At 67.1% G+C, this 24,385-nt stretch carries 23 protein-coding genes; 4 read left to right on the top strand and 19 right to left on the bottom strand.

Translation table 11 applies throughout. The features are described from left to right. Positions 1-76: 76 nt before the first annotated feature. From ACEPA4_RS10785 to ACEPA4_RS10770, 4 genes are all read right to left on the bottom strand, one after another. Positions 77-1,003: an ABC transporter six-transmembrane domain-containing protein gene (locus tag ACEPA4_RS10785; protein ID WP_065186450.1), complete on the bottom strand. Its 927-nt coding sequence runs from the start codon at positions 1,001-1,003 to the stop codon at positions 77-79. A gap of 191 nt (positions 1,004-1,194) precedes the next feature. Continuing rightward, positions 1,195-2,271: an ATP-binding protein gene (locus ACEPA4_RS10780; protein ID WP_374082847.1), complete on the bottom strand. Its 1,077-nt coding sequence runs from the start codon at positions 2,269-2,271 to the stop codon at positions 1,195-1,197. Positions 2,272-2,274: 3 nt separating this feature from the next. After that, entirely contained in the window at positions 2,275-2,991 is a 717-nt protein-coding gene (locus tag ACEPA4_RS10775; RefSeq protein ID WP_032954218.1) for a response regulator, read from the bottom strand. A 41-nt stretch (positions 2,992-3,032) separates the two neighbouring features. Further along, complete coding sequence (locus tag ACEPA4_RS10770) at positions 3,033-3,599, bottom strand: hypothetical protein (RefSeq protein WP_239499487.1); 567 nt, start codon at positions 3,597-3,599, stop codon at positions 3,033-3,035. A gap of 237 nt (positions 3,600-3,836) precedes the next feature. Between ACEPA4_RS10770 and ACEPA4_RS10765 the strand changes: the two genes are divergently transcribed. From ACEPA4_RS10765 to xth, 3 genes are all read left to right on the top strand, one after another. Next, positions 3,837-5,018, top strand: a complete 1,182-nt coding sequence (locus ACEPA4_RS10765; protein WP_262090687.1) for an efflux RND transporter periplasmic adaptor subunit — start codon at positions 3,837-3,839, stop codon at positions 5,016-5,018. Between the two features lie 2 nt (positions 5,019-5,020). Then, a complete protein-coding gene (locus ACEPA4_RS10760; RefSeq protein ID WP_164092835.1) occupies positions 5,021-6,964 on the top strand; it encodes a MacB family efflux pump subunit in 1,944 nt (647 codons plus the stop codon). Between the two features lie 223 nt (positions 6,965-7,187). Beyond that, entirely contained in the window at positions 7,188-7,979 is a 792-nt protein-coding gene (gene xth / locus ACEPA4_RS10755; RefSeq protein WP_095377540.1) for an exodeoxyribonuclease III, read from the top strand. Here the strand turns inward: xth and ACEPA4_RS10750 are convergent, their stop codons facing one another. The 13 genes from ACEPA4_RS10750 to ACEPA4_RS10690 form a co-directional block, all read right to left on the bottom strand. Further along, a complete protein-coding gene (locus tag ACEPA4_RS10750) occupies positions 7,980-9,698 on the bottom strand; it encodes a diguanylate cyclase (protein WP_164092848.1) in 1,719 nt (572 codons plus the stop codon). A gap of 115 nt (positions 9,699-9,813) precedes the next feature. Further along, positions 9,814-10,440, bottom strand: coding sequence for a DNA-3-methyladenine glycosylase (locus ACEPA4_RS10745; RefSeq protein WP_095377542.1), 627 nt, complete (start codon positions 10,438-10,440; stop codon positions 9,814-9,816). A 72-nt stretch (positions 10,441-10,512) separates the two neighbouring features. Beyond that, positions 10,513-11,472, bottom strand: a complete 960-nt coding sequence (locus ACEPA4_RS10740; protein ID WP_095377543.1) for a cation diffusion facilitator family transporter — start codon at positions 11,470-11,472, stop codon at positions 10,513-10,515. Between the two features lie 69 nt (positions 11,473-11,541). Further along, positions 11,542-12,126: a protease inhibitor Inh/omp19 family protein gene (locus ACEPA4_RS10735; protein ID WP_262090685.1), complete on the bottom strand. Its 585-nt coding sequence runs from the start codon at positions 12,124-12,126 to the stop codon at positions 11,542-11,544. Between the two features lie 210 nt (positions 12,127-12,336). Beyond that, positions 12,337-12,594, bottom strand: coding sequence for a hypothetical protein (locus ACEPA4_RS10730; RefSeq protein WP_262090684.1), 258 nt, complete (start codon positions 12,592-12,594; stop codon positions 12,337-12,339). Beyond that, positions 12,591-13,943 (bottom strand): membrane protein, encoded by a 1,353-nt coding sequence (locus ACEPA4_RS10725; RefSeq protein WP_032954186.1) that lies wholly within the window; start codon positions 13,941-13,943, stop codon positions 12,591-12,593. Before ACEPA4_RS10725 ends, ACEPA4_RS10730 begins: the two co-directional genes overlap by 4 nt. A 20-nt stretch (positions 13,944-13,963) precedes the next feature. Then, positions 13,964-15,103 carry an SPFH domain-containing protein gene (locus ACEPA4_RS10720; protein ID WP_065196336.1) on the bottom strand — a complete coding sequence of 380 codons (1,140 nt, stop codon included), beginning with the start codon at positions 15,101-15,103 and terminating at the stop codon, positions 13,964-13,966. Between the two features lie 138 nt (positions 15,104-15,241). Beyond that, positions 15,242-16,546 (bottom strand): transporter, encoded by a 1,305-nt coding sequence (locus ACEPA4_RS10715; RefSeq protein WP_065186439.1) that lies wholly within the window; start codon positions 16,544-16,546, stop codon positions 15,242-15,244. A gap of 49 nt (positions 16,547-16,595) precedes the next feature. Then, positions 16,596-17,345 (bottom strand): hypothetical protein, encoded by a 750-nt coding sequence (locus ACEPA4_RS10710; protein ID WP_262090680.1) that lies wholly within the window; start codon positions 17,343-17,345, stop codon positions 16,596-16,598. Between the two features lie 13 nt (positions 17,346-17,358). Further along, positions 17,359-18,063, bottom strand: coding sequence for a C39 family peptidase (locus tag ACEPA4_RS10705; protein ID WP_005416645.1), 705 nt, complete (start codon positions 18,061-18,063; stop codon positions 17,359-17,361). A gap of 99 nt (positions 18,064-18,162) precedes the next feature. Continuing rightward, complete coding sequence (locus ACEPA4_RS10700; RefSeq protein WP_262090679.1) at positions 18,163-19,479, bottom strand: adhesin; 1,317 nt, start codon at positions 19,477-19,479, stop codon at positions 18,163-18,165. A 43-nt stretch (positions 19,480-19,522) separates the two neighbouring features. Then, a complete protein-coding gene (locus tag ACEPA4_RS10695) occupies positions 19,523-20,140 on the bottom strand; it encodes a hypothetical protein (RefSeq protein ID WP_095377550.1) in 618 nt (205 codons plus the stop codon). After that, entirely contained in the window at positions 20,137-20,667 is a 531-nt protein-coding gene (locus tag ACEPA4_RS10690; RefSeq protein WP_262090678.1) for a hypothetical protein, read from the bottom strand. Before ACEPA4_RS10690 ends, ACEPA4_RS10695 begins: the two co-directional genes overlap by 4 nt. A 397-nt stretch (positions 20,668-21,064) precedes the next feature. Between ACEPA4_RS10690 and ACEPA4_RS10685 the strand changes: the two genes are divergently transcribed. Further along, positions 21,065-22,420, top strand: a complete 1,356-nt coding sequence (locus tag ACEPA4_RS10685; RefSeq protein WP_262090677.1) for a sigma-54-dependent Fis family transcriptional regulator — start codon at positions 21,065-21,067, stop codon at positions 22,418-22,420. 7 nt (positions 22,421-22,427) lie between these two features. Here ACEPA4_RS10685 and ACEPA4_RS10680 read toward each other — a convergent pair whose 3' ends face one another. Together ACEPA4_RS10680 and ACEPA4_RS10675 are read right to left on the bottom strand one after the other, a co-directional pair. Then, positions 22,428-23,309 carry a hypothetical protein gene (locus ACEPA4_RS10680; RefSeq protein WP_262090676.1) on the bottom strand — a complete coding sequence of 294 codons (882 nt, stop codon included), beginning with the start codon at positions 23,307-23,309 and terminating at the stop codon, positions 22,428-22,430. Beyond that, on the bottom strand, positions 23,306-24,346 hold the full coding sequence (locus tag ACEPA4_RS10675) for a hypothetical protein (protein WP_262090675.1): 1,041 nt from the start codon (positions 24,344-24,346) through the stop codon (positions 23,306-23,308). Before ACEPA4_RS10675 ends, ACEPA4_RS10680 begins: the two co-directional genes overlap by 4 nt. Positions 24,347-24,385: the final 39 nt, after the last annotated feature.

Here is a 24,385-nt window from a genome sequence, read left to right as displayed (position 1 = left end):
CCTATCGCTCCTGTCAGCCGCCAACCTTGGTTGGCGCTGGCTTCCACCGGTATCCACCAAGGTGGGCATCTACCGGTCAAGCGGCGTCCTTGCGCTCCGCATCCTCCATGCCGGGGCTGACGCGGCGGCCGATGTCCTTCAACCGTGCCAGCTGATCCACCATCGACGGTGCATCATCCAGGCTGCCGACGAACGTCCAAAGGTAGGTCATCACCGCGTACACATGGCCCGGGGTAACTCCGTCGGTGGTGGCAAGGCGGCCGATGGTCAGCGCGAACAATGCCGCAGCAGCCAGCCCGATCACCACATAGGCGCCGGCTTCGCGATCGGACAGCAGGATGCGCAGGCGCGACAGCGTGGTGTAGTGGCGGCGCAGTACCGAGGGGCTGACCCGGTCGACCAGGCGGATCTCGTGTTCCAGGCGGTTGTTCAGCCGGCCATGCAATTGCTCGTTGCGGCGTGCGAACGACGGCAGTACCAGCAGGGCCCCGAGCAGGGTGACCAGGCCAGCGGCACCGACCATCGGTTCGATCGCCAGCAGCATGGCCACCGCACCGAACATGGATGCCAGCGCGGTGGCGATGATCGGGACGTGCTTTTCAAAGAAGTCGACGAACTCGCGGGCCAGCACCACGCGTGCCGCCGAGGTGGACGTGGCCTGGCCCAGGCGGCGCTGTGCCTGCACCACGCTCACTGCCAGATCGGCATAGATGCGGGTGAAGGTGCGGGTATCGACCGCTCGACGGGCGGCGCCGACCAACCAGAACAACAGCACCACGCCGGCATAGGAAACGGCATGGCCGATGTTGCCGCTGATGATCGCGTCCACCGCGAAGCCGGCGAACAACGGATAGGCCAGCAGCAGGGTGTTCTCCAGCGCCACCAGCGAGAACGTGCCGGTGAGCTGCCAGGGATAGGTGCGCAGGATCGCCTTCAGAGTGGCGGCCGCATTCTGCTGCCCGATGCTGCCGGCGGCTGCCGCTGGATCGTTGGGGTGTTTCATGGGATGCCTGGGTGGGTCGGGGACAGGGCAGGGGACGGATGCCTGCCATCTCCCGGGTTGCGCCCAGTATCTGCGGCCCTTTGGAGCGGGCATGGAGGATCGATGGAGATTGCGTGGAGAAACCGGCGCCGTTCAGCGAAGCGAATGCCCATCAAAGGTGGGCCGCTACCAGGGCAGCGTCTGCCGCGTCCTCAACGACGCGCATGCACCGGCCAACGGAGCTCGAACGCGCTGCCGCCGCGTTCGGTCGGGCGGCACTGCGCCGTTCCGTGATGGGCCACGGCAATCGCCCGCACCACGGCCAGGCCTAGGCCGGAGCCTCCGCTCTGTCGCGATCGCGAGACATCGGTGCGCTGGAACGCCTCGAAGATGCTGTCGCGAAGCTCGTCGGGCACGCCGGGGCCGCCGTCTTCCACTGTCACGGTGCAATGGCCTTCAGCCAGCGTGACACGAACCCGCAGTGGGCAGGGGACGGCATGGCGTCGTGCGTTTTCCAGCAGCGCCAGCACCGCCTGGCGGATGCGGGCCGGATCGCAGTCCGCCAGTGACGGCCGTGCCTCCAGGGTCACCGAAAACCCGCTTTCGGCCAGTGCGTCGGACATTGCTTCCACCACCGCGGCCACCTGCACGCTGACGTCGCTGCGCTGCAGGCGCAGATCGAGGTGACCGCTCTCGGCCAGGCTGACCACGCGCAGGTCTTCGATGATGCGGGTGAGTCCTTCGAGCTGGGTGAGCATGCTGTTGAACTGCTCGGGGCCCGGCTCGAACACACCCTCGGCAATACCCTGCAGGCGGCCGCGCAGGATGGTCATCGGCGTGCGCAGTTCGTGCGCGATCGCCGCGTTCCAGAACACACGGTTCTCGGACATCCGGCTGAGCCGTTCGGCCATCGAGTTGAAATCACTGACCAGCGTGGCCGCTTCGGCCATCGTGGTGTTGCCGCCACGTGCACGCGCTTCCAGATCCCCGCTGGCCACCCGGCGCAGGCTCTCGGCCACCGAGTTCAACGGGGTGATGATGCGCCGGGTCAGGCGCGAGGCGACCAGCGTGGCAAAGATGACCACCACGGTGGCGGTCAAGCCGATCCACAGCCATTCCAGCCCGGACGGCATGATCGTTTCCGGCGCGTCGTACCAGCGCGTATAGAACACCTCCAGCAGGTAATAGAACAGGTAGAAGCCACTGATCGAGAGCACCGTCGAACACAACGAGGCGACCGTGATGGAGAGGGTGATCTGGCGGCCGATGCTCTTGCCTTTGGGATTCATCGATCAGTCCAGGAAACGGTAGCCGACGCCACGGATGGTGGCGGGAATGCCGATCACGCCCACCTCTTCAAGCTTGCGCCGCAGCTTGCTGACGTGGCTGTCGACGGTACGTTCCTGCGCATCACCTTCGGGCAGGCAGGCATGCAGCAGGTCCGCGCGCGCATGCACCTGGCGCGGCGCGCGCGCCATATGCACCAGCAGCCGGAACTCGGTGAGGGTGACGCTCAGTGCGTGCACCTGCTCGCCGGTGCGCACCGTCACCTCGTGGCTGCGCAGATCGATCTCGAACGGCCCCTGGCGGATCAACCCGTTGGGTTCTTCGGCGGCGGTGGGGGCACTGCGGCGCAGCACGGCCTGGATGCGTGCAACGATCTCAGCGGGATTGAATGGTTTGGCCACGTAGTCGTCGGCACCCACGCGCAGGCCGGTCAGCCTGTCCACGTCCTGGTCGAGCGCGGTGAGCATGATCACTGGCGTGTTGCCGCGCCGCCGCAGTTCGCTTAATACCTGCCAGCCATCGAGCCTGGGCATCTGCACGTCCAGCAGCACCAGGTCCGGGCGCAGCTGGCGATGGCTGGCGAGCGCCGCCTCGCCGTCGGCGGCGCGTGCGCTGCGCAGGCCGGAACGGGCCAGGTAGGCACCGAGGATATCGGCGATTTCGCCTTCATCTTCGGCAATCAGGACCAGGGGCGCGGGTCGGCTACGGAGTTCATGTCTCATTGCGTGCTGCGGGTTCGAGGGCAGGGCGGGAAGGGGCTGGGTCATCGGCGGCGCTCCATGGCCTGTGCTTCCTCGTTGGCTGCCCAGGCCAGTGTGGCCAGCACCAGCGTGCGCTGCAGGCTGGGTTCCACCGCAGCCGCGCCGCGCAGCTGCTGCTGCATCAGGGTGGACACCGCCGAGGGTAGCTTGCTCCAGCGCGAGGCCATCGGGGTGGCGTCCACCCGGGCCTGCAGCCGTGCAGCCATGCGCGCGATGGTGTGCAGGCGCGCTGCCAGCAGGGCGGACACCACGGTGGTGGCAAGGGCAAGCAGCAGATGCAGGTTGACGTTGGCGGCCGGGTGCATTGCCGCCCAGACCGCCAGGCCGATCAAGGCCAGCGATGCGAGGGACCCGGTGCGGCGGGTGCGGCCGGGCCCATCACTGCCGAACCCCACCAGTGCGGCGGCCCCGAAGCCGGCCAGCAATGGCAGGCCCGGATACGGCGTGACCCACATCCACGTGCTGGTCGATGCCAGCACCAGTGCTATCAACCATGGCGAAGGCGCACACCATGCCAGGTAGGCACGGCGCACATCGATGGGTGGCAGGTCCGGGTAGGAAAGGGACACGGCAAACAGGCGGTCGGCGAGGCCGACGAGGCTAGCGACCGTTGATGGAGATTCGGTCGAGATTGTGTCGAGATTGCGTGGACGCGGAGCTATCGCGTTCAGGCGTGGCGCTGGTGCCTGAACGGCCGCGGCGCCTCCATGCAATCTCCACGGTGGCTCCAAGAAACGTCCATCAGTGTCTTCCAGACTGCGGCTCCGGCGGTCGCATTGGGTGACTGCCCGCAACCGGGCGTTTCGATGAGCAACCGCAGGACCTGGATGATTGCTGCCGCCGTGGCCACGCTGGCCGCCGGTGCTGGATGGTGGACGTTTGCAGGCGGCGATGATGCCGCGCTGATCACCGCGCCGGCAAGGGTGGCGGATCTGGAGAAGACCGTACAGGCGGTCGGCCGGGTCCATCCGAAGGAGCTGGTGGCGGTGGGCGCGCAGGTGTCCGGCCAGGTCAAGCGCCTGCATGTGGTGCTGGGCCAGCGCGTGCGGGCCGGCGATCTGATCGCCGAGGTCGATTCACAACCGCAGCGGATCGCGCTGCGAAGCGCCGAGGCGGCCACCAATACGCTGCGTGCCCAGCATGCGGCCAGCCTGGCGCGCTATGCGCAGGCCAGTCGTGCTTACCAGCGCCAGTCGCAGCTGGTGGCATCGCGCCTGGTGTCGCAGGAAGGCTTCGAAGCCGCGCGCGTGGCACGCGATGCGGCGCGTTCGGAGGTGGCCTCGTTGCAGGCGCAGATCGACCAGGCTGTGACCCAGGTCGAAACTGCACGGATCAATCTGGGCTATACCCGCATCGTCTCGCCCAGCGACGGCTACATCGTGGCCATCGTCACCAAGGCCGGGCAGACGTTGAACTCGATGCAGACCACGCCAACCATCGTGATGCTGGCGCAGATGGATACGATGACCGTGCGTGCCGAGATCGCCGAGGCGGATGTGGAACTGGTCGCACCCGGCCAGCGGTTGTGGTTCTCGACGCTGGGGCCGAGCGGGCGCCGTTATGAATCCCATCTGCAGCAGCTGGAGCCAGCGCCGACCTCGATTGCCGAGGCCGCTTCCGGCAATGCGGGCGGCTCTGCGCAGACGCCGAAAGCGGTGTACTACGCCGGGCTGTTCGATGTAGCCAATCCTGGCCTGAAGCTGAAGCCTTCGATGACGGTGAAAGTGACCCTGCAGCTGGCGCGGGTCGCCAACGCGCTGCAGGTGCCATTGACGGCACTGGCCGAGCCGGATGACAAGGATGGCAACCGCGGCACCGTGCGCGTGGTCGATGCCAAGGGCCGCGCTGAGGAACGTGCGGTGACGACCGGCCTGCGCACCGCCACCGCCGTGCAGATCCTGTCTGGCCTGAAAGCGGGCGATAACGTGGTGGTTGGCCAGGCGCCCAGCGGTGGCGACGCCGAACCCGCCAGCCTGCTGGGGATGTGAGCATGGCCCATGCACTGCTGGAACTGGAGGGCGTATCGCGCGCCTATCGCTCGGCCGCCGGCGAGGTGGTGGTGCTGAAGGAGGTCTCGCTGCGCATCAACGCCGGCGAGTTCATCGCCATCATTGGCCCCTCGGGTTCGGGCAAGTCCACGCTGATGAACATCCTGGGCTGCCTGGACCGGCCGACCGAGGGCAGCTATCGCGTGAACGGCGAGGCCAGCGAACAGATGGCGCCGGACGCGCTGGCACGCCTGCGCCGTGAGCATTTCGGCTTCATCTTCCAGCGCTACAACCTGATGGAGAACCTGAGTGCCACCGAGAACGTAGCGCTGCCGGCAGTCTATGCGGGCGTGGACGCACAGACGCGCACTGCGCGCGCACGCACGCTGCTGGAAGCGCTGGGGCTGGGCGAACGCACCGGGAACCGGCCGGGTCAGCTGTCCGGTGGCCAGCAGCAGCGCGTGTCCATTGCCCGCTCGCTGATGAACGGCGGCGCGATCGTGCTGGCCGACGAGCCGACCGGTGCGCTCGATCACGCCAGTGGCCAGCAGGTGATGGCCGAGCTGAAGCGCCTGCACGCGCAGGGCCACACGGTGATCCTGGTGACGCATGATGCGGCGATCGCCGCCAACGCGGCGCGGGTGATCGAGATCGCCGACGGCCGGGTGGTGGCCGACCGCGCCGAGCCGGGATTGCTGGCTGCGGCCGCAGGATGCGGGACCGAACGCGGCGCGTCGCCGGTCGCCGAGCGCCGCGCACGCAGGGATGCGGTCCGCGAAGCGGCACGCATGGCGGCGCGTTCGATGCTGGCCCATCGCCTGCGCACGCTGTTGACCATGCTCGGCATCATCATCGGCGTGGCCGCGGTGGTGACCGTGGTTGCGCTGGGCAAGGGCGCACAAGCGCAGGTTGAATCCCAGATCAACGCGCTGGGCGCCAGCACCCTGGAGATCTTCCCGGGCGCAGATTTCGGTGACCCGCGCTCGGCGGAAGTCGAAACGCTGGTGGTGGCCGACGCGGACCATCTTGCGGCGTTGAGTTATGTGGACAGCGCCAGTCCGAACCTGACGGGATCGGTGGCGGCACTGCAGGGCAGCCGTCGTGCCAACACCCAGGTGCTGGGCGTAGGGGCCGACATGCCGCGCGTGCGGGGGCTGCGGCTGAAGGCCGGCCGCTTCTTCACCGACGCCGAAGTCGATGCGCACCGCGCAGTGGGCGTGGTCGACCAGAAGGCGGCGAAGGCGCTGTTCACTGGCAATCCCATCGGCAGCACGGTGCTGCTGGGTGGCATGCCGGTCGAGGTGATCGGCGCGGTCGGTCCCAATGCGTTCGCCGGTGGTGCAACCCCCACGATCTACGTGCCGTACACCTCGGCGGCTTCCCGGCTGCTGGGCAGCCAACGCCTGGAGAGCATCACCGTGCGCGTACGCGACAACGTACCCACCAATGCCGCCGAAGCCTCGCTGGGCGCCGAGCTGGAGCGCCTGCATGGCCGTCGTGACTTCTTCATCTACAACGCCGACCAGATCCGCAAGGCGGTGATGAAGTCCAGCCAGACCCTGGCCGCGTTGGTTTCGGCGATCGCGGCGGTGGCGCTGGTGGTGGGCGGCGTAGGCGTAATGAACATCATGCTGGTGTCGGTGAAGGAGCGCGTGCGCGAGATTGGCGTGCGACTGGCGGTGGGGGCGCGGCAGAACGACATCCTGCGCCAGTTCCTGATCGAGGCGGTGCTGATCTGCCTGTTCGGCGGTGTGCTGGGGGTGTTGCTCGCGTTCGCTGTGGGTGCGCTGTCGAGCCTGTTGTCGCTGGGCGTGCCGTTCCTGTTCTCGCCGGGGCCGGTGCTCGCCGCACTGGCGTGCTCTTCGGCCATCGGGCTGGGCTTTGGCTACTTTCCGGCACGCACTGCCGCGCAGCTGGACCCGATCCAGGCATTGGCGGCGGAGTAGGGGCGCACCCGGTGACATCGTAGCCGCCATCACGGCCGGCGTTGCGGTAGAACGGCAGCAGCCACAGGCGGCTGATGCCGGGTTCACGGTGACCAGCCTGCTGCGCGGCAAGGCAGCGGTCGGTGAACCGGATTGCACCGCATCATTACGCGGCATCCACGGTCCTTGGATGCCTGGGCGCGCACACTGAACGCTCACCCGATGCGCCGAGGAGACTTCCCGCATGGCCCGTCGCAAGATGCTTCGCATTGCCACGTTCAACGTCAACGGCATCGGCACACGCCTGCCGCAGCTGTTGGACTGGCTGCACAGGGAATCGCCGGATGTGGTTGCCCTGCAGGAACTGAAGGCGACCGACGCCGCGTTTCCGGCTTCGGCATTGGAAGAGGCTGGCTACGGCGCGCTCTGGCAGGGCGAGGCGCGGTGGAACGGCGTGGCGCTGCTGGCACGAGGGACCACGCCGGTCGAGAGCCGCCGCCGATTGCCGGGCGAGCCCAAGGACACCCAGAGCCGCTACCTGGAGGCGGCGGCGCATGGCATTGTGGTGGGTGCACTCTACCTGCCCAACGGCAACCCGCAGCCCGGGCCCAGGTTCGACTACAAGCTACGCTGGATGGAGCGCCTGATCCGGCATGCGCGCAGCCTGGTCGAGCAGCCGCACCCTGCGCTGCTGCTGGGTGATTTCAACGTGATTCCCACCGACGCCGACGTCTACGACCCCAAGGCCTGGCGCCGCGATGCGCTGTTCCAGCCAGAGGTGCGCGAGGCCTTTGAACGACTGCTGGCGCAGGGCTGGACCGATGCGGTGCGGAAGGTGCACGGCGACGCCACGATCTACACCTTCTGGGACTATTTCCGCCAGCATGCCGAGCGCGACCGTGGGTTACGCATCGATCATCTGCTGTTGAACCCCATACTGGCGGGGCGACTGAAGGACGCTGGCGTCGACCGCTGGGTACGCCTGCAGGAAAAGGCCAGCGACCACGCGCCGGCCTGGGTGACGGTAAGCGCGTGATCAACGCGCGGCTGGGTCCTCGCGTCGCTCGCGGCGTACCCGTGCGCGGGTGCGGTACAGGCGGCTGTCCGCTTTCTGGATGGTGTCGGCCACCGGCTCGCCGGGCGTGTTGATGGCCGCACCCATCGAGAACGCGCTGGGCGCGAGCGCGGCGTGGTCCTGGTACCAATGCTCCAGTTCGCTCAACCGGCCGTCCACAGGCGCGACCAGTACCACCATGAATTCGTCGCCGCCCAGTCGCACCACCGTCTCATCTTTGCCCAGTGGTGAGCGCAGGAACGTGGCGAACTCGACCAGGACGGCGTCGCCACGCCGGTGGCCCTGGGTGTCGTTGATGTGCTTGAAGTGGTCCAGGTCGAACATCACGCAGGCCCAGCGCTCGTCAATGAGTTCATCCAGCCGGTGCAGGTAGCGCCGGTTGTAGCACTGGGTGAGGGGATCCTTGAAGGACATTTCGCGCAGCTGCTGCTCCTGCATCCGCAGCGCGGTGACGTCCTGAGCATGTCCCAGCACGTAGGGCGGGCTGGCTTCGTTGTCGAGCACGTTGTGATACGCCCAGTAGTGGCGCGTTCCGTCCGCGGCGATCAGCTCGATCACACCAGCGTCGGTGTGGTTTGCCTGGATCCGAGCGAGGTAGGCATTGAAGCCCGCGCGTTTTTCCGGCGGCATCAGTTCACACAGGCTGCGCCCGATCATCTGGCTTTCCTCGAAACCCAGTGATTGCACGGCCGCCGGATTCACCGAGGTCAATGTTCCGTCCAGCGTGTGCGTGCAGATCAGGCCCAGGCTGTAGTGGAACAGTCGCCGATAGCGGGTTTCGCTCGCTTCCAGCGCATCGAGCGCGGCTCGCTCGTCCGTGATGTCCTGGATCGCCCCGACCAGGCGCGGATGCCCGTCGATCTGTTGCCGGCTGCCAACGACGCGCGTCCAGATCGAGCGACCGTCGGCCGTGGTCATCGGCAGCTGCACTTCCCAGGACGTGCCTTCGTCGATGCAACGCTGCACTGCTGCCCGGATGATGTTGCGGCTGTCTTCGCGATAGAACGACAGCGCGGTGTCGAGCGTCGGTTCAAAGTTGCCGCGCACGCCGTGCAACTGCTTGGTCTCGCGGGTCCAGCGCACTTCGTTGGTGACCAGGTCCATCTCCCAGCCGCCCACCCGGGCGGCACGGTTGGTGCGCTCCAGGAAGTCCTCGCTGCGTTTGAGCTCACGATGCAGCGCCTTGGCCTGGCCCACCTGCGCCATCAGCGTGCTGCGCTGCTCCAGCACCTGGGTGGTGACCCGGGCAAGGTGCACCATCAGCTCGCGCTGGGACGGAGACAGCACGCCGGGCATCGGATCGAGCAGGCACAGCGTGCCGATACGTGCCCCGTGCGCCGAGCCCAGAGGGATGCCAGCGTAGTGCCGGATGCGCGGCCCACCCGTCACCAGTGGATTGGTGGAAAAACGCGGGTCCTGGCGCGCATCGGGTATCTCGAACAGCTCGTCCTGGCGTATGGCATGGGTGCAGAAGGAAATTTCGCGGGCCGTTTCGCTGACGCCTTCAAGGCCGATGTTGGCCTTGAACCACTGGCGGTCTTCGGCCACCACGCTGATCAGGCCCATGGTCATGCCGGTTGCGGCGCGGGCGGCGGCGACGATGGCATCGAACACCGGCTCCGGGGGCGTATCCAACAGGTGCAGTCGTTCGATTTCGAGCAGTCGTTCGGCTTCGTCCATGGCGCTTTTCAGGGCTGGGTGGCGAGGGCGGTTGCGGCGGCTGTCTGAGACCACGGTAATGCATGCGGCGTTATGTATCGCCATGGCAGGGTGATGCCGGCGTGACGCATCGCGGTCAGAGTTTGCGGGGCCCGCGCGAGGGCCGCACTGAAACGTGACGGTGGTGGCGAACATGCCAGCGCCAGGGGAAGTCCACCGCGCGGGTGATGCCGATGCGGGGCCCGATCACCGGATCTGCCGGAGGCGGCACGCCATCGCTGGCGATGACAATGCCGTGGCTGCCTGTCACCAGATCGGCGCCGTCGAAACTGCGGTCCAGCCCGAAGGCCTGCGAGAGCTTGCCGGGGCCGCTGGCCAGATCGTGGTCGCGGCGTGCGGCGGGACGCCGCGCCCGCATCTGGTCCAGCCCCTCGAGAGGTTCGATGGCGCGAAGCAGTACGGCGACGCCTTCGCCGATCTCTCCGCAGACAACGTTGCTGCCCCAGTGCATACCGTACGTGAAGTAGACATAGAGATGGCCCGCCTCACCGAACATGCTGACCGTGCGCGGCGTTGCCCCGCGATAAGAGTGCGCGGCCGGATCGTCGCTGCCGGCATAGGCTTCAACCTCGACGATGCGGCCGACGCGACCATCGTTGCGCACCAGCAGCTTGTTGAGCAGCTCCGGGGCGAGCTCGGTTGGCGGGCGCCGGTAGAAGCCGCGCGGGAGGCTCTGCAGGGAAACGGGCAACCAGTCCGGCACGAGAGTGGCAGGTTCGGGCGAGAGAGCTTGGCACTGTGGCACTGGCGAGGTGAAACGTGCGCAGACGCCACGTCATTCCGGTGCAGGCGGAGCGGCCAGTGCCGCGCGGCGGGAGGCATAGATCTCGGGCGTCTGCGGCTTGATGAACAGTGCCACCAGTTCCGGATGCTCGCGCTTCACCGCCATTTCGATGCGGGTGATGCAGGCTTCGATCTGCGGGGTCCGCCGATCGTCCTCGAACTCGGCGCTGAGCATGGCCACCACCTGTTCCGGGCCCATCTGCATGGTGGTCACCCCGTTCGCGCGGCGCAGATCCGGATCGGTTTCGGCCACCGCCATGATCCGCTCGGCTACTGCCGGATGTGCAGGCTCTCCGACCAGCAGGCCCTTGGTTTCACGGGCCAGGAGGAAGGCGGTGGCGGCCAGCACGCCGGCGATGCAAAGGGAGGCGACCCCATCAAGCACCGGCATGTCCAGCACCTGCGCGGCCACCAGGCCGATCAACGCGAAGCCCAGCCCGAGCAATGCAGCGCTGTCTTCCAGCAGTACGGTGAAGGTGGAAGGATCCTTGCTGCGGCGGAAGGCTTCGAAGTAGCCAAGCTTGCCTTTGGTACGCCGGAACTCGCGCAGCGCCACCCACCAGGAAGCACCCTCGAACAGGATGGAAATGCCCAGCACGCTGTAGCTCAACGCATGGTTGGTGGCCGGCTCCGGCCGGCGGATGTGCTGGATGCCCTCGTAGGCCGAGACGCCGGCACCAGCGGCGAACACCAGCAGGGCGACGATGAAGCTCCAGAAGTACAGCTCGCGGCCATAGCCGAAGGGATGTACCGGGTCCGGCGCCTTGCCGGCGCGGCGCAGGCCGTACAGCAGCAGGAGTTCATTCAATGTGTCGACCAGAGAATGCACGCCTTCGCTGAGCATGGCCGAGCTGCCGGAGATGCCGGCAGCGACGAACTTGGCGATGGCAATGGCGAGGTTACCCGCGAGGGCGGCATAGATGACCAGACGGGAACCGGTGGGAGCGGACATTTCGGCGGCGGGGCGGGGCGGACGCCTGATCTTCCCGATCAGCGCGTGCCCATTGCGTGCACGGCGCGATCAGTGCCCCTTGGGATTGAGGTACAAACGCGCCCCATCCGATTCACGGTAGCCCGTCCAGCGCCCACCGCCTGACGCGCGGAAGCGCCCGAACACGGTGTTGCTGGTGTCGGTAAGCAGCAGCTGATTGCCCGACAGTACCCAACGGTTGGCCGAGAAGAAGCCATCCGGGCAGCCGGCGGGCACGTAAGCACTGTAGCTGCCGAACCACTCGATACTCTTCAGCTCGATGGAGCAGGTGTTGCCGTTCTCCTGGCCCAGCGTCCAGCTGCCGAACAGATCGCTGTCGCGCACATCGCGGCCGCCACGGTGGCGGTCGTGGCCCCAGTCGTCGTTGTCGTCGTGGAAACCGAAGCCCACGTCGATCTCTTTGCTTTCGCTGCGTGACCCGGACTGCGAGCTGCCGCTGGTGGTGGCCTGGGTGGTCACCGAGCCACTGGTCCGGGTCTGGGTGCTGCTCGATTGGGTGGTCTGGTCGGTGCGGGTGGTCTGTTCGCCGAAGCCGGACGAGGCGTCCTGGGCAAGGGCGGGCAGGGCCAGGAAGTACAGCGCCGACAGGCAGCTACGGGCAAGCAGGGCAGCCATCGCAGGATCCTCGGAAGGGTGGATCGCGCGAGTATCGAACCGGTGGGGTGGGAGACGGTGTGAGGGCGCGCCCTGAGGCAAGCCAGCCAAGAACAGGTGCTGTCCGCTGAAGGATCGTGCCGGCCGCTGGCCGTCTCCCCTTTGACGCCCAGAGACCGAAGGAATGCCGGCCCGCGGCCGGCACTTCCCGCAGCCAGGCATCGCCTGGCGCTACTGATCCGGCTTCACCCTTGCCACCCGTTTCCGGTACTCATACACGTTGTCACCGCGGATACGCTTGTCCTCGGTGCCGGTGATCCGGCCGACCTGCTGGTCCGAGCCGGTGACCGGTTTGGCCTCGATCTCGGTCTCGTGTTCGAAGGAGTGCGATTTGTCGGTGTTGCGGTAATAGCGGTACAGCGCCCAGTACAGCGCGGCTGCGCCGGCCGGACCTGCCGCCAACAGCCAGAGGCCACTGTCGTCGCTCATGTCGATGCCACCAGGAAGGCAATTGCGAGGGCTTCAATGACGGTGCCGGTGGCCAGGGCCGCCAGCAGCATCTTCCATTGCTGCACGGGCACGCTGCCCATGGTTTCGCCGGTACGGCCGTTCACTGCGATGTAGTGCAGCATGCCGCCGTTCTTTCCGGGCTGGTGATACGAGTACAGCCACACCGGCAGGTACATCGACACCCAGCGCGTTCCATGCACCTCCAGCTGCTCCTGTTCCCAACGCACCCCACGGTTGTAGCGCCTCACCGAACCTTCCACCTGCGCGCGGGCGATCGACAGCAGCTGGTCTTCCAGCCGCGGCCGCAGCTTCTCCACGTCGAGGTTGCGCTTCTCAGAGGTGAAGCCGGCCAGGTATGAGGCGTTCCATTTCACCGCGTTCTTGGTGTCGAACGGCAAGATGGTGTTGATGATGTTGTTGGTGTTGGCGCGGGTATCCAGATTGCCGCGCTCGGCCGAGGATTCCAGGGGCAGGTCATCAACCGTGAAATCCACCTGGCGTTCGACCTGGTAGACATCTGCGTCGTACAGGGTGCGTTTGTTCTTCTCGCTGCCGACCGTGTATTGCCGGGTCTGGATCTCGCCCTTGCCGGCCACGGCCGCGCTGACATTGCTGTCCACGATCATGTAGGGCAGGAACACGCCCACCACGTTTTCCGGGGTGAACTGCTCCTTGAACGCCTTCAGCGCGAACATGCGGCGCTTGTCGACGAACTGGCGGATGCGCGCGACCGCATCGTCCTTCTTGATGTGGAAGGGCAGCACCGCATCGGGCACCGCACCATTGCTGATCTGTTCGTTGACGCCGAAGACGTGGCGGCACCAGTGGCAGCGCGCCGTCATCGTGCTTTCGGTATTGACCGTGACTTCGGCACCGCAGCCCGTGCACTTGAACGTCATCAGCGCCGAGGTGTCGGCGTCGATGTCACGCGCGCCGGAGGCGATGACCGTACCGCGCAGCTGGTCGATGGCCTCGCCCAGCCCGAATTCCTCCTCGACGCGCGCGCCATGCCATTCGTGACGGCAGTACAGGCAGACGAGGATATCGGTGCCGGCCTTGGGCCGGATGTCGGTGGCGCCGCACTTCGGGCAGCGGTTAAGGCCGTCCTTCAGCTCGCTGGCTGAGGTATCGATGGCTACAGGATCGGGCGCTTCCACTTCATCGCGGATGGCCTGGGGCAGCTTCGAGGTGTCCAGCGGGAAGCTGCCGGGCAGGGGAGGGACGTCCTGCGGCGAACCGGGCCCATCCAACGACGCCGCCGGCAAGGGCGGCGGCGTCGCGGGCGCGGATCCGGGCAGCGGCGGTGGGCCGTTTCGGGGATCGGACATGTTCGTTGTGCGTCCTGCTGTTACAGGCCCAGTGCCTTTGCTTTCAGGGCGTCGTAGTCGCCCTGGGTGATCAGGCCCAGGTCCAGCATTTCCTTGGCCTTCTTCAGCTTGGCCACCGGATCGTCGGCAGCCGGCGTGACCGGCTGCTGCATGCCGCCGACACCGAACATGCCCGAGGCCATGCCGACACCGACCAGGCCAGCCGCACCGCCGTTCTCGCCGGCCGCCTGGATGCCCTGGGCGACGCTCGCCTGCAGGTTGGAATTACCGCGCGAGCCGGACAGCGCATCTGCGCGCTGGACGGTCTTCAGCAGTTCGCGGGTGTTGGCGTCGTACTCGATCGAGACAATGGCGGTCTTGACGATGGCCAGGCCGCGATCGGACTTCCACTGGTAGCCCTGCTCGACGGCGGCCGACAGGCTCTGTGCAAAGCCCAGCGAGTCCTGCTGCAGCTTGGTGATGCGGTTGCCCTTGCCCGGATCGTTCGTGTACAGGCTGAAGGCCGGTGCCAGCGAACCGACCACTTCATTGAACAGCTGGCTGGCGGCGGCGTTGTCCAGGTCGGTGAAGTCGAACACCTGGCCCGGCTGCAGGTAGCTGGCCGGCACGAAGTTCTTCACGAACAGGATCGGGTCGACGATCTTCAGCGTGTACGAGCCGCGCGTGACCGCGCCCACCTGGGTATTGAGGAAGCCATCGTCCCAGTAGATTTCCGACTGGGTACCGAAGCGGTTGTCCGGCAGCTCCTTCAGCGAGACGAAATAAGCCGCCTGCTGCGAACCGGGCTGGCCGCCGAACTTGAAGCGTTCCCAGCTCTGCTTGATGAAGGTGCTGACCAGACCGTCGCCGGCGAAGATCGACTGCGAGTTGGGATCGTCCGAACGCCACTCGTAGCCGCCCGGTTCGGCGACGAACGCGGTGATCGCGCCGTCCTGGAACAGCAGCAGGCCGTAGCCCTCCGGCACGATGATCTTCGAGCCGTTGGTGATGATGTTGGACGAGCCACTGGTGTTGGAGCCGCGGCCGGCGTTGGTGCCGCGCGGCACCGCGGCGAACAGGGCCGCCGTCGAGGGCAGGCCTGTGGGCACGGTGTAGAAGTCCTTCCACTGGTCGGCCAGCACACCACCGACTGCACCCTTCACCGCCTGTACCAGACCCATGTCCAACTCCCTGTGATTCGAGGGCAGGCACCATGCCTGCCGAGCTGGACTGAATATAGCAGCGGGCAGGGACCGCTGTGGTGCCGGAAGATGAATCCAGGCCCTGCCCGGGGCGCAGAGCCGTGCCTGGCGCTGTCTCTACAACATGTACGGGATCTTGAAGGCGAGAGTGAAGTCCGGTGCATCCGGGGTCAGCCCGATGCCGAGCAGGGTCACCAGTGTGGTGTGCTGGTTGAGCGCGTAGGTCACGCCCAGATTCAGTGATGCCGCGTTGGCGTCGCTGCCGATCACTTTCATCCACTTCCCGCCTTGGAAACGGGTGGAAGCGCGGGCGCTGATGCGGTCGCTGAAGGACAGGCTGAGGCTGGTGCGCTCGTTGAACGCAAAGGCCACGCCAGCGCCGAAGTAGACCGCGCCGCCGAGCTTCACGTCACCCGGGTTGACCGTGTCGGGGTTGCTGTCGATATCACTGAAACCACGCGGGAACGAATGCACATAGCCAACGTTGGCGAACAGGATTGCCGGATCGGCGGTCTTGACCATCGACAGGCCCACATTGGCCTGCCACACGCCATTGCCGGTGGGCTGTTCCCTGGGTACGGCGAAGCGGATGTAGTCATCGTCATCGCGCTCGATCACCTTCCAGTCCAGACCGTAGGGTGCGCGCCCGGTAGGGGCGGTGACTCCGGCGGTGAGCACCGTTTCCGGGCGCCAGCCGCGTTCGCCGAACAAGCGGTAGTTCGCACTCAAACCGATATCGCCCAGCCCGTTGCCATTGGTTTCTTCCTGCGCGATCGCGGCCGCCGCGCCGCCGGCGCCGCCCTTCTGGTAGACGGTGCGCCGCGCCAGGTAAGGCACGTCCAGGTTGAGCGTCAGGCTCGGGCTGACACCCCAACGTGCGGCCAGGTTGTAGGTGAGCGAATCGGATTCAACGTTCTCGATGGCGATGTTGCCGAGGAAGATCGCGTCCAGCGCCAGGAAACCATTGAGGGTGAGCTGCTTGCGGTCGTAGCGGGCGTAGGTGAGGCTGTTCTCGACGGTGAAGCGGCGCGAGAACAGGGCCGACTGCTGTTGTTTCACATCATCCACGCTGCGCCGCGATTCCTGCTTCGCCTGCTGTGCCTCGGCCGCCGTGCTGGCGTAGCCCTCGCTACCCTGCGACGTCTGTAGCGTCGAGCCATGCTCGACTGCGGCGCCCGTTGCCGCCGCCGTTCCCGGCCCGGTGGGCCCGGTGCGTCCACTCAATCGCGCCTGCATCGCCTGCACCTGCATGTCCAGTTCGCGCAGCCGCCGCACTTCCTGTGCATAGTTGGATTTGAGCTGCTCCAGCTGGCTGGCCAGTGCCTGCACGTCGGCGCCATCGTCCGCCGCTGGCGGCGCGGCGAAGGCGGTGCCCGCCAGCGCCGCCAGCGCCAACGGGGTGATCCTCATCAAGGTGTGCATGTTCGTGTCCTGCGTTGTGGAACACTTCCCCCAACGCCGTGCCGTGGTGCTAGCGGCCCGGCCCCATGCCGCGGTTCATCGCAATCGCCTGGGCCACGTTCTGGCTCAACGGCAGGTTGCCGCCCGCGGTATCCCGCACCAGTTCCAGCCGCAGCTGGTTGCTGGCGATCTGGCCGTCACCGGCCAGGGCGATGCCCTGGCCGACGCTGCCGTTACGTATCCATTGCTGGACCATGCCCTGGCCCTCCACCTGCAGCTGCAGGCGCGCCTGGTTGCCGTCCAGCACTGCGGAGGCCGAGACGCCTGCACCCTGCGCACTGAGCGAATGAGCACCGTCATCCGAAAGGCCCGGCACCGTGCCGTTGCGCACCACCAGCGTGGTCGAATTGCGGGCAACGTTGCCATCGCCGGCCACCTGCACGCTCTGCACCAGGCCATTGGCGTTCGCCAGGCCGGTGCTGTCGATATGGCGGCCCTGCGTGTCCGGCAGCGGCGCATCTGCAGCAGTCACGTGCACGCTGGGCTGGAAGCTCAGTTTCGGGCTGCCGCCGCCGCGGAAGTCCATGCCCAGAGTCAACGCACCCTGCAATACGTTTCCGTTGCCGGCCTGCCAATGCGAGACCATCGTCACCCCGAACCACGCGACGGTATTGCCGCCCACGGTGTAGCGGCCGCGCATCAGGTTCAGTTCGGGATCCGGAATTTCCTTCAGGCCGCGTCCCGGCGCAGCATCCGCCGCCTGCAGGGGCAGGGCGGGGCTCGCCAGCAGCAGGAGCATCAACAGACGGTGGCGGAACATGGCGGAACCTCCTTCAGAACAGGTCGGCGTGGCTGAAGCCGAAATCGACCAGTTCGGCATCGGTGATCGGCCCCTGTCGCGCGTAGAGCGCGCGGGCACTGGGTCGTTCGCTGGGTTGCAGCAGGACTGTGTTGCGATCGAAATCGCTGCCGATCACCACGAATACGGCGCGCGATGGCCAGGCAGCGAGAAATTCAGGCAGCGCCAGGCTGCGGTTGCCAAGGATGGGATCGGCCACCTCGACCACGCCGTCGCGTACCTGCTTGAGCACCACGAAGTGGCGGAATCCGCGCACGTCCATCAGGACAAGACCGGGAACGCGAAGCGTGCGCAGGCGTGCCTCATCGATGCGATAGCCGCGCCCACGCATGCCCAGCGATTCCACATAGCGCTTGATGTCGAGCAGTGAAAAGCCGCGCTCGGCCACCAGCGCCGGGTCGGACACCCCCATCATCCCTTCGATCACCGTCGCCTCGTCGGTGTCCAGGTGGTAGGCATGGCGCAGGATGGTCGCCAGTGCGGCCGCTCCGCAGCTGTAATCGGTGTGCTGGCGTACCACGTTGCGGTAGCGCCGTTCCTGCATGCTCTCCACCTTCTGCTGCAGCAGCGCGCCATTGGGCAGTACGCCGGCGAAGCCGACGTCGCCCGCCCGCGCAGACGCGCCGCCCAGCAGCAGCAGGCAGGCCAGCAGGCGTATCGAGAGACGGTGGCCGAACATCGCATTCTCCGGCAGCAAGGGGGAGCCCCTGTCCCAAGGGGGAGGAGGAACAGGAGCTCCCGGGAACCCGACCATTGGCGGACGGCCGGGGTGTTGCGCTTACTCGCCGCTGCCACCACCGCCGCCGGTGCTGGGCTGGGCGACTGCCAGGGCCAGGCTGTTGGCCTGCAGGTTGCCGGTGCCCGCGGCCACGTTCACGCCGATGTTGCCCGAGGCGCCGGAGAAGGCGCTGCCCGACAAGGCCGAGGTGTTGGTCGCGTTGACGTTCACCCAGCGCGTGGTGCTGACCGTGCCGCTGAGGCTGGCATACAGGTCGGCCACGCCCAGCTCGACGAACTGGCTGGTGCCACTCTCACGCGTATCGAAGCCCAGGCCACCCACCCCCGGCCGGTTGGGGTTCATCGTGGCGTTCTGGATTTCGTCGTCCAGGTCGATGTGGCCGGTGCTGCTGCCACCCGGGTGTGGCAGCTCGCCACTCCAGGTATCCAGATAGTAGTTGGCCATCTGGTAGGCGTTGCCGGTACCGCGGTAGGTGCCGGCGCCATAGGCCAGGGTCAGGCCGCTGACGCTGCCACGCATGCCGACCTGCACGGTATCGGTGTAGGACTGCACGAAGCCGGCGTTGCTGACCGTGTTGCCGGTGGAGACCTGGTTGGAGCTGATGCTCGACTGCGCCACTGCGGTGGTCGCGACCGAGGCGGCGAGCGCATTCTTCTGCTCGTTGTTGTTGCCCGAGGCGATGTTGACGCCGATGTTGCCGGACGCACCGCCGAAGGCATTGCCACCGAGACCTGCGGCATTGGTCACGCCGGAGTTCATGGTCGCGTTGCCGAAGCCGGCCTGGTTGACGAACACCTCGGCGTCGGCCATGCCGAAGCTGAAGGACGCGTCGGCGGCGGACAACGAGGCGGCATTGTCCTGGGCGTTGTTGTCGCCCGATACCACGTTGAAGCCCAGGTTGCCGGAGGCACCTGCACCCACGCTGTCACCGATGGAGGCACTGTTGGTGACCAGGCTGTTGCTGGTGGCGTTGTTGCTGATCGACTGGCGGTTGTCGATCACGGCGATGGCCGCCGAGTCGAGGTCGATGTCGCCGGTGATGTTCGGGTCGCCGGAGAAATTGATGTCGGTGCTCAGTCGCAGGTCCTTCTCCAGGTTCACGTCGACGCCGTGGTTGTTCTTTTCCTTGCGTTCGTCGGCCTGGATGGTGCTGTGCTTCTGCACATTGACGTTGACGGTGCGGTTGCGCACGTCGTTGTCGGTGTGGTTGTGCGTCTCGTTGCGGGTTTCGCTGACGGTGTGGGTGTGGTTGATGTTCGCGTTGGCGTTCTGGTTGTCCCAGCCATTGGCCGCAGCGGCGGTCGAGGCAGTGGCAATCGCCATGGCGAGCATGGTCCGTTTGACGGTCGCTTTCATGGTGCCCTCTCTCTCATCAGGTGGTGCATCGGTTGGGTGGTTGTCACGGGCGGTCCTGCACGACCAGGCCCAGCACATTGGCCGTGTCATTGCCGCTGCCCGCGATCTGATTGAGTTGCAGGACCCCGTCGAATCCCCGCAGCGCGGTGCTGGTGACACCGGCGCTGCGGGTGCCCGCCGCGACGCCGCGACCGGCGTCGTCCCGCCCCCCTGCCAACGCGGAACCCTCGGCGGCCAAGGCCGTATCGTCGGTTTCGCGTATGCCCTGTCGGGCCAGCGTCGCGCTGACGACGTTGAGCGTCGTGTTGGCGATGCCGCTGGCCTGGTTGATGGATGCGATGCCGCTGGCACCGGCCAGCGCCTTGCCATCGATGACGGCAGTGGCGTGCATCGGTGCACCCAGCACGCGGTTGCCACCGCGCAGTTGTCGGTTGCCGATCGAGACGTCGGCATGTTCGCCCGTGGCGATGCCGCGCAGGTTGGCCTGCAGATTGAGGTCGCCGGCCGCCTGGTTGACCGCGATGGCGCCGTTCGCGCCGGCCAGTGCACGGCCGTCGATGCGGGCAACGTCGAGGTAGGCGAGCATGCCGCTGTAGTCATCGGCCTGCGCGATCAACGGCGTGGCAGGCAGGATCAGCAGCAGCCAGTGCGCCCGCCTCACTTGCCACCTGCCGGGGCCATGCCCTGCAGCGGGAACTGGCCGAGCGCGCCGCGCACGGTCTCGCCGATGCCGCGGGTACTGTTGCCGACCGCGCCGAGCGGCCCGCTCATGGCGCCACCGAGACTGCTGCCGACCATGCCGTCACCGTTGCGGCCGAGCGTACCGCGCAATGCCTGCTGCGTCACACGTTCGACCGTGGTGCCTGCGGGTGCGGTGGCTGTGGTGGCCTGACCTGCCCCCATGTCTGCGTAGTCCTCATCGCTCAGCTCGTCCATCCCGTTTGCCGGGGCACCCGCACCGAGGGCCGCCGCGATCTCGCGCTGGGGTTTCGGGTCGGCGATCAGCGCCATGCCGGGCGGCGCCATGCGATAGGCCGGGCGTGCGGACACATCACGCAACAGGACGATTTCGCCCGGTTGAGCCTTCACGCCCTGGCGTGCACCGGAGGCAGAGGCGCTCGCGCCAACCGACAGCAGGGCCACAGCCAGCGTTGCCAGCAGGCCGCGAATGGGGGTGATGCCGTCCATGCCGATCTCCCGTGGTGGGTGCGGCGGAAGCACGCATCAACCGTGCCAACCCTGCAAGGCTTGGCTGCCCTGGCGCCAGGCGCTGGCAGGCGCAGGGGGCTGCTGCCGCGCTGTTACAGCGGCGTCGGAAAAATGTTGGGATCGCGCTGTACCACGCGCCGCAGGGCAAGGCGGGCGCCCGACTGTCACACGGGTGTTACAGGTGCCGTCGCGGACTGTAACGATGCCGCTTCAGCCGGTGGTCTCTTGACGCGGCGCTTATTGCGCCGCCGTTTAGCGCAGCGCTAGGATCCGCCCATCAAAGGCCGCTGCGGTGGCCGTAGAGGGTCCCGGCGGAGGGCGGCACGCCGGTGATTGCCTGACAGTCCGCCGACGGTGTCCGGATGCTGGGGGAAGCATGGCGGCGGTCCCGGAGGCTTCTACATCACGTTGCGTGCTCTGGTTCGGCGAGCCGCTGGCGAACGAGCGCAGCGCGCTGGCGGCCGCAGGCTGGTACGTGCGCCGCATCCATCCCGACCCGGCGATGGCGATCGGGCTGCGCGGGCGTGATCGGCTGGTCGCTGTGCTGGATCTTCGCCATCTGGATACGCCCGCGCTGCAGTTGCTGGCGCCATGGATCGAACAGCACGTGCATCTGCCCTGGCTTGCGGTGCTGCCACCCGGCGCAGGGCCCACGCCTGCAGCGTGGCTGCCCTTGCTGCAGCGTTGCATCTCGCGGTTCACGCTGCCTTTCGGCCTGCAGGACCTGGTGGCTGCGATGCGCCAGCAGTTCGACGCGGATGATCCTTCTGCCAGCGAGGTATGCGGCGGCCAGGGACCACGCGCACTGATCGGCGAGAGTACTGCGTTGCATGCGGTGCGCACCGTGCTGCACAAGTTCGCGCCGGTCGAACTGCCGGTGCTGGTCACCGGCGAAACCGGTACCGGCAAGGAGCTGGCGGCTCACGCGCTGCATGCGTTGTCTGGCCGTGCGGGCAAGCCGTTCATCGCGATCAACTGCGGTGCCATTCCGGCCAGCCTGGTGCAGTCGGAGCTGTTCGGCCACGAGCGTGGCTCGTTCACCGGCGCCGACAAGCGCCAGATAGGCGTATTCGAAGCCGCACACGGCGGCACCGTGTTCCTCGACGAGGTGGGCGACCTGCCGGCGGAGGCGCAGACCAGCCTGCTGCGCGTGCTGCAGGAAGGCACCTTCGAGCGCGTCGGCAGCAGCCAGCCGTTGCGGGCCGACGTGCGTGTACTCGCGGCCACCCACGTCGAACTGGAGCACGCGGTGGCGCAGGGGCAGTTCCGCAGCGATCTTTACTATCGGCTCAATGTGCTGCGCCTGCTGATGCCGCCCTTGCGCGAGCGTGGCGCCGATGTGCAGCTGCTGGCCGAGCACTTCCTGCGCTGCTTCCGCCTGCGCCACAGCGTGCGTGCACGTGGCTTTGCGCCCGCTGCGCTGCAGGCGATGCGGCGCTTCGGTTGGCCCGGCAACGTGCGTGAACTGCTCAACCGGGTGCAGCGGGCGGCGATCATGGCCGAAGGCGAGCTGATCAGCGAGCGCGACCTTGAACTGGGTGGGGCCGAGCATGCGCCGCCGGGCGCGATGCTGCAGGATGCCCGCGGCCAGGCCGAGCGCGATGTGCTGCTGCAGACCCTGCGCCAGACCGGCTACAACGTCTCCGAGTGCGCACGGCAGATGCAGATCTCGCGGGTGACCGTGTACCGGCTGTGCCGCAAGCATCGGCTGGAACTGCCGGCGCAGCGCTGAGCGCGGATCATGGTTCGCCCGAACGGTAGCGGATGCGGTACAGGTCCAACCCCGCACCGTCTGCGCGCCGCGCCGAATAGGTCAAAGTGTCAGGTTGCGAGCCATCCAGCATCGCACCGTAGCTGTCGCCCAAGGCTTCGTTCACCGGGGAGGGCAATGCATGGCCCGCGTCATAACGGCCTCCACGCTCGTAGGCAATGAACTGGCGGACCGGTGCACTGCCGAAGTCCAGGGCGCGGGCAAACACCACCGTTCGGCCGTCACCGAGGAAAGTGGCGTCGAACTCCTGCGCGGCGGTATTGATGCCACCGACCAGCGGCCGCGCCAGCTGCGCCACGCCGCCGATCATCGTGGCGCTGTAGAGGTCATGGCCGCCGGCACCGCCCGCGCGATCGCTGGAGAACAACAGCGTACGACCGTCCGGGGAGAGCATCGGTGCGAACTCGTCGGCCGCACTGTTCACCGCGGGGCCCAGATTCTCCGGTTCGCCGAATCGACCGTCGCGTCCAATGCTGACCCGGTACAGATCGTCGCCGCCCTGGCCGCCTGCGCGGTCCGAGCAGAAATACACGACGCGCCCATCTGCGGAGAACGCGGGATCGAAGTCGCGCCCGGCCGTGTTGAACGGTATCGGCGTCGCCGGCCGCCAGCGCTGCCCATCGTGGCGGGAGACCCAGATGTCATACCCGCCCGGACCGCCGGGACGGTTGCGGCTGAACCACAGTGCGGTGTTTCCGTCCGGGCTCAGGGTCAGTCGAATCTCGTCGTGCTGCGTGGATGCAACGCCCGGCGCAAAGCGTTCGGCGGGGCCGACGATCTGCAGCACCCTTGAGGGAGTCGCGGGGGGCGACGCAGCAACCAGCAGCATCACGGCCAGCCGCGCTTTCATGCCTGCCGCTCGAAGTCGCTGACCCAGTTGGTTTCCCAGCTGCGCCCGCCATCGGTCGATGCCGCCTGTTCCCAGCGCGCCGAGCGCGGGGTAATGCGTGACCAGATCACCCGCGTCTGGATTGATCGACCGTCGTGCTGGTCTTCGCCGAAGAAGCGGCCGACGCCGGCCTCGAAACCACCGCGCAGCGGCGCGCCGATCCGGGTCGGCTCCCGGCCATCCAGCCACCAGATCAGCCAATGCCGCTCAGCCGCACTCCAGGCGCGGATACCCATGCCGCGCAGCGGTGCTCCCGGCACGTCCATCAGGTTGTCGCCCACGTTGCCGAATCCTCCCAGTACCGGCCAGTTGTGCAGGGTGCCGTTGAACGCGTCCCACGCATCACTGCCTGCCAGCCGAGCGCGCAGGCGACGATGGCGCACGTTCCAATGGCCCACCAGGAAATCGAAATCGCGCGGTGCATCCGGCAGCTTCGGAAGCGGAGAGGGGGCTGCCGCAGTGCGGCGGAACCAGTTGCGCCAGTTCACTTCCCAGTGCGCGCCGGCATCGTCGGAGAACGCCTGCTCCCACCACGGCTCCTCGCCATGGATGTCATGCCAGCGGAACCAGACGTCGATGGGGCGTCCCTTGAAGTGATCACGACCACGGAAGCTGCCGCCATCGCCTTCGAAGACGCCGCGCACGGGCGCTTCGATATGGGCAGGGTTGCGTCCATCGATCCACCAGATCGACCACGTGGAAGACACCGGATCAAACGCACGCACGCCCAGGCCCCTGTAGGGACCCGAAGGCAGCGCCATGACGTTGTCATCGATGGTGCCGAGTCCGCCCAGGGTGAGCCAGACCGCGCTGGCGCCGCTGAAGGCTTCCCAGCGGGTATCGCCCAGCAGGCGCTCCTTCAGCCGTTGGTGCCGGACCCGCCAGTTGCCCTGTAACCATTTCCAGTCTTCGCTGTGGCTGACCAGGGGCCGCCCCGAGGGCAGGGCGCTTGAGGCTGCCGCCGCGGCCAAGGTGGCCAGGAACTGCCGTCGATCCATGTGCGTGACCCCTTGCCGGACGTGCCTCCATCGTTGCGG

The organism is Stenotrophomonas sp. P2112, from assembly GCF_041897515.1.
GTDB classification, from domain to species: Bacteria; Pseudomonadota; Gammaproteobacteria; order Xanthomonadales; family Xanthomonadaceae; genus Stenotrophomonas; species Stenotrophomonas sepilia.
Note: the sequence above shows the minus strand (reverse complement) of the source record. Positions and strands in the feature narration are given on the sequence as shown.

Excerpts from the sequence above, each read along its gene's own strand:
- ACEPA4_RS10725 (WP_032954186.1), bottom strand. The coding sequence starts at position 13,943 with ATGTCCGATCCCCGAAACGGCCCACCGCCGCTGCCCGGATCCGCGCCC.
- ACEPA4_RS10740 (WP_095377543.1), bottom strand. The coding sequence starts at position 11,472 with ATGTCCGCTCCCACCGGTTCCCGTCTGGTCATCTATGCCGCCCTCGCG.
- ACEPA4_RS10715 (WP_065186439.1), bottom strand. The coding sequence starts at position 16,546 with ATGCACACCTTGATGAGGATCACCCCGTTGGCGCTGGCGGCGCTGGCG.
- ACEPA4_RS10690 (WP_262090678.1), bottom strand. The coding sequence starts at position 20,667 with ATGGACGGCATCACCCCCATTCGCGGCCTGCTGGCAACGCTGGCTGTG.
- ACEPA4_RS10720 (WP_065196336.1), bottom strand. The coding sequence starts at position 15,103 with ATGGGTCTGGTACAGGCGGTGAAGGGTGCAGTCGGTGGTGTGCTGGCC.
- ACEPA4_RS10775 (WP_032954218.1), bottom strand. The coding sequence starts at position 2,991 with ATGAGACATGAACTCCGTAGCCGACCCGCGCCCCTGGTCCTGATTGCC.
- ACEPA4_RS10710 (WP_262090680.1), bottom strand. The coding sequence starts at position 17,345 with ATGTTCCGCCACCGTCTGTTGATGCTCCTGCTGCTGGCGAGCCCCGCC.
- ACEPA4_RS10675 (WP_262090675.1), bottom strand. The coding sequence starts at position 24,346 with ATGGATCGACGGCAGTTCCTGGCCACCTTGGCCGCGGCGGCAGCCTCA.
- xth (WP_095377540.1), top strand. The coding sequence starts at position 7,188 with ATGGCCCGTCGCAAGATGCTTCGCATTGCCACGTTCAACGTCAACGGC.
- ACEPA4_RS10735 (WP_262090685.1), bottom strand. The coding sequence starts at position 12,126 with ATGGCTGCCCTGCTTGCCCGTAGCTGCCTGTCGGCGCTGTACTTCCTG.
- ACEPA4_RS10680 (WP_262090676.1), bottom strand. The coding sequence starts at position 23,309 with ATGAAAGCGCGGCTGGCCGTGATGCTGCTGGTTGCTGCGTCGCCCCCC.
- ACEPA4_RS10685 (WP_262090677.1), top strand. The coding sequence starts at position 21,065 with ATGGCGGCGGTCCCGGAGGCTTCTACATCACGTTGCGTGCTCTGGTTC.
- ACEPA4_RS10750 (WP_164092848.1), bottom strand. The coding sequence starts at position 9,698 with ATGGACGAAGCCGAACGACTGCTCGAAATCGAACGACTGCACCTGTTG.
- ACEPA4_RS10730 (WP_262090684.1), bottom strand. The coding sequence starts at position 12,594 with ATGAGCGACGACAGTGGCCTCTGGCTGTTGGCGGCAGGTCCGGCCGGC.
- ACEPA4_RS10780 (WP_374082847.1), bottom strand. The coding sequence starts at position 2,271 with ATGAATCCCAAAGGCAAGAGCATCGGCCGCCAGATCACCCTCTCCATC.
- ACEPA4_RS10785 (WP_065186450.1), bottom strand. The coding sequence starts at position 1,003 with ATGAAACACCCCAACGATCCAGCGGCAGCCGCCGGCAGCATCGGGCAG.
- ACEPA4_RS10765 (WP_262090687.1), top strand. The coding sequence starts at position 3,837 with ATGAGCAACCGCAGGACCTGGATGATTGCTGCCGCCGTGGCCACGCTG.
- ACEPA4_RS10700 (WP_262090679.1), bottom strand. The coding sequence starts at position 19,479 with ATGAAAGCGACCGTCAAACGGACCATGCTCGCCATGGCGATTGCCACT.
- ACEPA4_RS10705 (WP_005416645.1), bottom strand. The coding sequence starts at position 18,063 with ATGTTCGGCCACCGTCTCTCGATACGCCTGCTGGCCTGCCTGCTGCTG.
- ACEPA4_RS10760 (WP_164092835.1), top strand. The coding sequence starts at position 5,021 with ATGGCCCATGCACTGCTGGAACTGGAGGGCGTATCGCGCGCCTATCGC.